This is a genomic window from Paenibacillus sp. AR247 (assembly GCF_002968895.1).
Classification (GTDB): Bacteria; Bacillota; Bacilli; order Paenibacillales; family Paenibacillaceae; genus Paenibacillus_AQ; species Paenibacillus_AQ favisporus.
This window is the reverse complement of the sequence record NZ_PCZT01000012.1, coordinates 380,521-387,062: the sequence shown is the minus strand read 5'-3', so window position 1 is coordinate 387,062 and position 6,542 is coordinate 380,521. Positions and strand designations below refer to the sequence as shown.

The window sequence follows — 6,542 nt, the reverse complement described above, 5'->3', positions numbered from 1 at the left end:
TGGGCCGCATCCAGCGTAAGTCCCGGCAGCAGAATCGCCAGCGTCCGGGTTTGCGCATCCTTCAGCACCTCATAGTCGAGCCCGGAACCATGCTGCAAAATCTCCCGAACCCGCTCTTCCAGCTGCGGGGGGTTCGCACTGCTGTACAGAAACATGATTCCGCAAGTGTCCGGCGACGTTTCCTTCAAACGTTCTCCCAGATGGTGGTACACATCGGTCGTCTGTTCTCTCTGTAAAGTTACGGTTTGCGGCATAATCCACTCCCACCTCTCTCAAATGTATAAATCTTTGAATCGGGGCCCATCAGGCCGTTTTGCTTTCTTCGCTCCAGCTTTGCCGGGTCATCGTTCCCCAGGAATTGTTGTTCTGGAGATACTGGATATGTCCTTGGACGCGCCACAGCACGCCGAGCTGATGGTATCCGAAAAACTTCAGCGCGGAGAACAGCAGCATTTTCCACAGATCGGACAATTTCTTGTATCGCCGGAAGGCGATTTCCTCCAGGATGATGGCACCGACGCTGAGCAGATAGCCGCTCAGGAAGTTCAGAAGGAAGAAAGTCAATAGAATGCGCCAGTGAGTCATGTCCAGCAGCGTATATCCTACCAGAGCCAACAGGCCCGTGATTCTAAAATAAGGGTTTAACGTTTCAAACAGGACGTTGTAAGGCATCGTGATCATACCCATGACCTTGTACTTCGGATTGAACAGCATTCCGCGATTCTCGATCATGTTCTTCAGATTTCCCCGCCCCCAGCGCTTGCGCTGGTTGGAGATGATCTTGTACGTATCCGGTGCCTGCGTCCAGCAGACCGCTTCGGGGCAAAAGGCCACCTTGTACGGAATTTTATGGCTGAGCATATACCGGTGAAGCTTGATGATGATGTTCATGTCTTCTCCCGGATAACCGCCGCGGTACCCGCCGACAGCAATGACATAGTCCTTGCGGAACAGCCCGAATGCGCCGGAGACGATGATCAGGCCGTTCATTTGGCTCCAGCCGATCCGTCCGCCCAGGAAGGCTTTCATATACTCGATGGACTGGAACATCGGCCAGATCTTGCGCGGCAGCGACACTTTCTGCACCGCACCGTTCTCGATCAGACAGCCGTTGGCAATACGCACGTCGCCGCCGATCGCCACCATTTCCTCCGGATTCTCCATGTACATGCGGGCCATGCGGATCAGGGCGTCCTTCTCCAGCAGCGAGTCCGCGTCGATGGAAGAGATCAGCGGATAATGCGACAAGTTGATACCTGCATTCAGCGAGTCGGCCTTGCCGCCGTTTTCCTTATCTATTACAAACAGGGAGGGATAATCGGGATTATGATAAACGCCTCGAATCTCCTGCGTGTCGATCGTCCCCCGGAACTCCGGATTCGGCATTTTCTTCAGCCGGAACTCCTTGATGAGCACATCCACCGTATTGTCGCTGGACCCGTCGTTAATCACGATGACCTCGTAGGTCGGATAGTTAAGCGTCAACAGGCAGTTGACGTTCTCGCTGATGGTCAGTTCCTCATTGAAGGCCGGCACCAGCAGTGATACCGGCGGCACCAGCTCCGAGCCGGACAGCGTATTGTAATTGGAATATTTGGACCTCCGGTAGATGGTCCCGATGTTCCGGTACGACAGGATCATAATGGTAAAGTACAAAATGTTAACGATCATGACGTAATACACGGCGACCATGCCGTAATACATAAGTATGTCTCTAAGCAGAGTAATCCCCTCCTACAGCGGCTACCCCGCCAACCCGTTTGGCCGGCTGCTTCACGCCGAAATAACGGTCGTACAGAAGCCGTTTCTTGTTGTAAGCCACCATTTGTTCGATCGCGCTGTGCTCGCGCTCCTTTTCCATCACCAGCTCGATCCGGTGCAGCGCAGCCTCGCGCTGGATGCCGGCGCCGGTCAGCGCGGCCTGGCACAGGGCCTCAAAGCCGGCTTCTCCCAGCTCCGCCAAGCTCTCGGCGCTGTTATAGCGCACCTTCCAGCTGGAATCGCGGAGCGCATCGGTCAGCAGCGGAATGCTGCCTGCGGCGTGCAGCTGGCCAAGCGCTCTGGCCGCCTCGGCCCGGACTTCCCAGCTTCGGTCGCTCATCAGCTGGGCGATCGTATCGTCCTTGAGCGCTGGATTCGTCGTGAGATACAGCTTGACCGCTTCGGCGCGAACGTCCTTCTCTTCCGCACCGACCAAACGTCCCAGAACCGGCATGACTTCCGGTACAGCCTGTCCCCACATGGCTACCAGTCCCACCTTGACCAGCGCGGAATCGGAGTCGTTCAGCAGCTTTAGCAAAATCGCACTTGAATCGAGCCCCGTCTCCAGCATAATATCCGCCGCCAGGTTATGGATCGGCTTGCCGTGAGACAAGAGGGCGCGCAGCATCTGGAGCAGATCCTCGCTGTTATCCGCCGCTTTCGCAATGGAGCGGGCCATAACGATCGACAGCGAGCTGTATTTGCGTTTTTGTAAGATGTTCTGCAGCAGCGGCACCGCCTCCGGCGCGCGCATGCCTCCCAAACGGTAGGCCGCCTCCAGCCTCCGGCCGTACCGGATGCTGCGGAGTGCTTTCAGGTCCTCCTCCACAAAGCCGGCCTCCCGGCACAGCTCGATCAGCTTGAGACGGTAATCGCCTTTAAACTGCTCGATCCACTCGATAAATTTATCCTGAATCACTCTCTTCTCAAGCTTCTTCAGCTTGCCGGGCGGAAGCCTCAATTCGACATTGTCCTGCAGATTGGCTTGAACGTACACAAAGTAGTCATGATGCTTCTTCGCATACGCTTCACGGTTCCGAAGTTCCCGGTTATGCGATATTTTCATCTGGAGCAACAGCAGAATCCCTAGGGCAATCAAGCCGAGGCACACATAGATGAAAATATAGGCAACGGTTAAATGAAACATGTTAGCAGGTTCCTCCTTTTTAGAAAGTCAATTCTCCTACTCCTTTTTCTCTTTAGGGCCGGAAATTTTCGTAAAAGCATCCTTCATGATGTAATAGCTCTGCTTCAACTGTTCACTGTACTGCACCGTGTCCCACTGCTTCCAGGTATACAGCGGCAGGCTCTGCACGTTCAGCGTCTTCTGGTCTCCTCCGGGCCAGGACACGCCGCTTCCGTCACGCTGGACGATCCACGGAATAAGCCGTATCCCGTCGGTTGTGGTCGTGCCGAAGTAACTCCGTTCCTTCAGCGGACCGTAGTCGATCACTTGCAGGGAGCTCGGATCCGAGAAGCCAAGCAGCATCCACGGGATTCGCATCTCTATCGAATCACCGCTGTACTGCCAAGAAGTCAGCGAGTCGAACGTCTCCTTGCTGCGGTCCGTCGTCCCTCTTTTCAGCGTACCAATCGTCTTGTCGATGAACGGATGCGAAAAGCGCGTATCCGGCGGATTCATGAGCAGGCTGATCGCCAGCTTCCACGGATGGAACGGCGCCGTGTTTCCTGCCTCGGCCTCGGGCAGCATCCAATAACCGTCTTTGCCGTACAGCCGCTGGTGAAAATCATAATCGGCCGCGATTTCCACCTGGGACTCCTCGTCCTTGCCGATTTCGATCAGCGTCTCGGGCGCCCCGCCTTCCAGCTTCCTCCCGGGAAGCTGCTTCGCGGACGGCTGGTTGCCGCCTGTGATCGTGTCGGCACCGATGTAGAGCTTCGACTTGGCCGGATCAAATGGATGATCCAGCTTCATGCCGATGTACAGGTAGCCCTCATCATGCGTAATTTTCATATCCTGGACTCCCGGGATCTTGCCCTGCCAGTGCTGTACTTCCCCTTCCGGGAGCCTGTCCCAGTCGGTGAGATTGCCGTCAATCGTAATCAGCTTCTCCTTGCCCGGCAGCATGCCGAGCAGGCCGAACATTTTCTCATTGGTCAGAACGTTGATCCAATAGGACCTCCGGTCTTCAGGCAGCTCCATCGGCATCGTGTTCCAGGTTTTCTTGAACCATTCGTCCTGCCACATGAACAGGATGGCCCCAGCGTAGCCTTCGTCGTGAATGTCTTTGGTCAGGGATGCATCGATCTCTCCCTGCTCCTGTTCGTTATGGCCGCCCTGGTCGCGCCCTCCGGCGCCAAAATGCGACACGCCGACAGAAGAAGGAACACCGTACTCCGTGACCATCAGCGGCATGTCCTTATACTTGGCCTTTAGCTGACGGAGATAAGCTTTGTAGGTATTGTAGTTCCCCTTGTCGTCCTTGATCGTCTGGAGCGTCGAATCCGTCCGGAAAAAGTCCGGGTAATACGGATAGACGTGATAGGCTGCGAAATAACCGCCTTTCCAGCCGGTAGGCTGAACATGCCGGGCATCAACGCTCGCCATGTCTTCCTCGAACAGCGGTTCGCCAGGGTGGCTGAGCACATCGGTCGTGACCCAGTTCGTGAAAGTCACGGGATGCTCCCAACCGTAATGCTCCTCCTGCTCGGCCGTATAGTCAAGCAAGCTGGCCAGCCAGTTTTCGAACGGAGCCGCGTCTTTCGTACCCGAAAAATACTTGCCCTGATAGGCTTTCACGTCGCTGTGCACCTTGTTCGTATTTTTGACCATACCTGGATCCCATTCGGTTCCAAGATGCCATGCCATCAAGTACTTTCCGGCATTCGCCTTGTACTCCCCGCTTGCCGAACCCTGCTTCTGCGGAATCGTGACATCGCCGTATACCGCGGCAACCGCCTTCTTGATTTCCTCTTTGAACTGTTTCGTAATATCCCCCGAATAGGCGTCCTGCTGCTCGATCAGCTGTTCTTCAGGCGACCAGATCCCCTGCATAAAATACAGAGGGTCGTCCCCCTTATCTTTGTTGTACTTGACGAGAGCCTGATAGAATACGGGCTGGTGAATCGTGTAGACCCGTATGACGTTAGCGCCCATGTCGTCAATTTCTTTAAACCAGCGCAGATAATCTTCCTCGGTCGCCGGCAGCTCCCCCGGAAAATGTCCCGGCACCGTGGCGCCAAGATTAACGCCTTTAACGAATATCTCTTTCCATGTCCCGTCCTTCTCGTACTTCAGGAAACGGTCCCCCTGGGTTTTAAACGTAAATCTCGTACCGTCCGGATCTTTGTAGGCCGCAGCCGTCGGGTTCTTCAACATCAGTCCCGCCGCCCCGCCTCCGGCTATGAGAACCGCAGCCGCCGTGATCCAAATAAATAGTGTTTTACGTCTGATCATCGCCTCTTCGTTCCCACCTCGTTTTCGATTTTTGCCTCATCGGTCCGGGGCTTGGCCTTCGCCTAAATCTAATTTTTAACTATTCGGCCCCGATCTGTAAACTAGGCTAGTAGTTGGAAATTTCCCACCCCGCCGACCTAGCCCGCCACTCCCTCGTGCGGACCATAGAGCCCTGCCATCCCCTGTCAGCCGGCCCCGTTACGAATGACAAAGAAACGTTAACCAAGCCTTGAGCCGACAGGTTAACTGGACATTTATACGCCTCAAAATTGCTAAAGTTGTGGTCTTTTTAACAGCTTTATCCATAAAGATTACAAAATTGATACCATAGTCCGATAAAGCGACAGCGAAAAACCGCGTCACATCAACGTTTGCCAATTTATGTCACATCACAAAAATGAGAACGTAGTCCCGTGTAGGACCTCCTGTCTTTTTTTCACCAAATCATTCCAATTACTGGATTCCAATTACCAGACTTTTCGTTCATTTTTATGGTCCTTCCTCCCCGTTCCCCCGCTCCTTTGTAACTAGGATCATCGGGCAGGTTTTTCAAAAATCAATCGCTATGGGGGCTTTTTTTAAAATCGCAATTTGTTGAAATTTACCATTGGCGGCCTTTCCCCCGCCGAATTGCAAAACGTATGATCCCCCGGATTTCCAAAATAGGAAACAGGCCCCATTCCGTTCCTGGGCGTTCCACTCCCATACCTACCCTGGATCCCGGCGGCTGAACCTGGTAATTTCTGCTGTACGCTTCCTATCCATCGTTATGGCCATAGCGGCCTGGATGTCCGCCGATCCTGATCTCCCCAGGTACGGCACGGCCAAAAGCCCGTTGTCTCCCAGACAAGACAACGGGCTCCATTCGGTTATTTCTGCTTATGATCCTGCAGACGGGCGTACAATGCCGTAATCAGCCGGTCCGAGTACCGTCCGATTCTTACGCTGACCTCCGTGCGCATATAATCCCGCGTGATCGTGAAGGTATCCTCATACCCATGAAACGAATACCGGTACCAGATCATCTCGGTGTCCTTTCCCTCCTGGGTCAGATCGATGCGCTCATCGAGCATGGTTTGCTCCACCTTGGACAAATCCTTCTGGATGTCCTGCAGCAGGACCTGGGCCACCTTCGAATAAAGGTGCTTCAAGGCCTCGCTTGACGCCTCGATCGCCTGGATCCGCTTCTTCACAATCGATATCATGACCGGAAGCAGGATTCTGTCCCGCATCAGCTCCAGGTCCTCCCTGCGGGGCGGCCGGTGCTCCTCCGGCTGCTGCGAGCGCCGCTTCAGCAGTTCCTCCCGGTGCTGTGGCAGCATCATGCGGCTGGATTCCCAAATCCCGTTATTCTCAAGCTTCT

4 protein-coding genes and 1 pseudogene are annotated in these 6,542 nt (G+C 54.5%); all 5 read right to left on the bottom strand.

The window, feature by feature from the left end; translation table 11 throughout:
* Positions 1-254 (bottom strand): annotated as a pseudogene (locus CPT76_RS37715) (response regulator transcription factor); the annotation flags it as partial.
* 49 nt (positions 255-303) lie between these two features.
* Positions 304-1,671 carry a glycosyltransferase family 2 protein gene (locus CPT76_RS23225; RefSeq protein ID WP_181153018.1) on the bottom strand — a complete coding sequence of 456 codons (1,368 nt, stop codon included), beginning with the start codon at positions 1,669-1,671 and terminating at the stop codon, positions 304-306.
* Between the two features lie 43 nt (positions 1,672-1,714).
* On the bottom strand, positions 1,715-2,908 hold the full coding sequence (locus CPT76_RS23220) for a HEAT repeat domain-containing protein (RefSeq protein WP_105444596.1): 1,194 nt from the start codon (positions 2,906-2,908) through the stop codon (positions 1,715-1,717).
* Between the two features lie 36 nt (positions 2,909-2,944).
* Positions 2,945-5,179 (bottom strand): hypothetical protein, encoded by a 2,235-nt coding sequence (locus CPT76_RS23215; protein WP_374954715.1) that lies wholly within the window; start codon positions 5,177-5,179, stop codon positions 2,945-2,947.
* An 869-nt stretch (positions 5,180-6,048) separates the two neighbouring features.
* The coding region (locus CPT76_RS23210; protein ID WP_105444595.1) for a YhjD family protein at positions 6,049-6,542 on the bottom strand (494 nt) is incomplete at its 5' end.

Bases quoted from the DNA above. Each gene is read 5' to 3' on its own strand.
- CPT76_RS23225 (WP_181153018.1), bottom strand. From the start codon at position 1,671: ATGATCGTTAACATTTTGTACTTTACCATTATGATCCTGTCGTACCGG.
- CPT76_RS23220 (WP_105444596.1), bottom strand. From the start codon at position 2,908: ATGTTTCATTTAACCGTTGCCTATATTTTCATCTATGTGTGCCTCGGC.
- CPT76_RS23215 (WP_374954715.1), bottom strand. From the start codon at position 5,179: ATGATCAGACGTAAAACACTATTTATTTGGATCACGGCGGCTGCGGTT.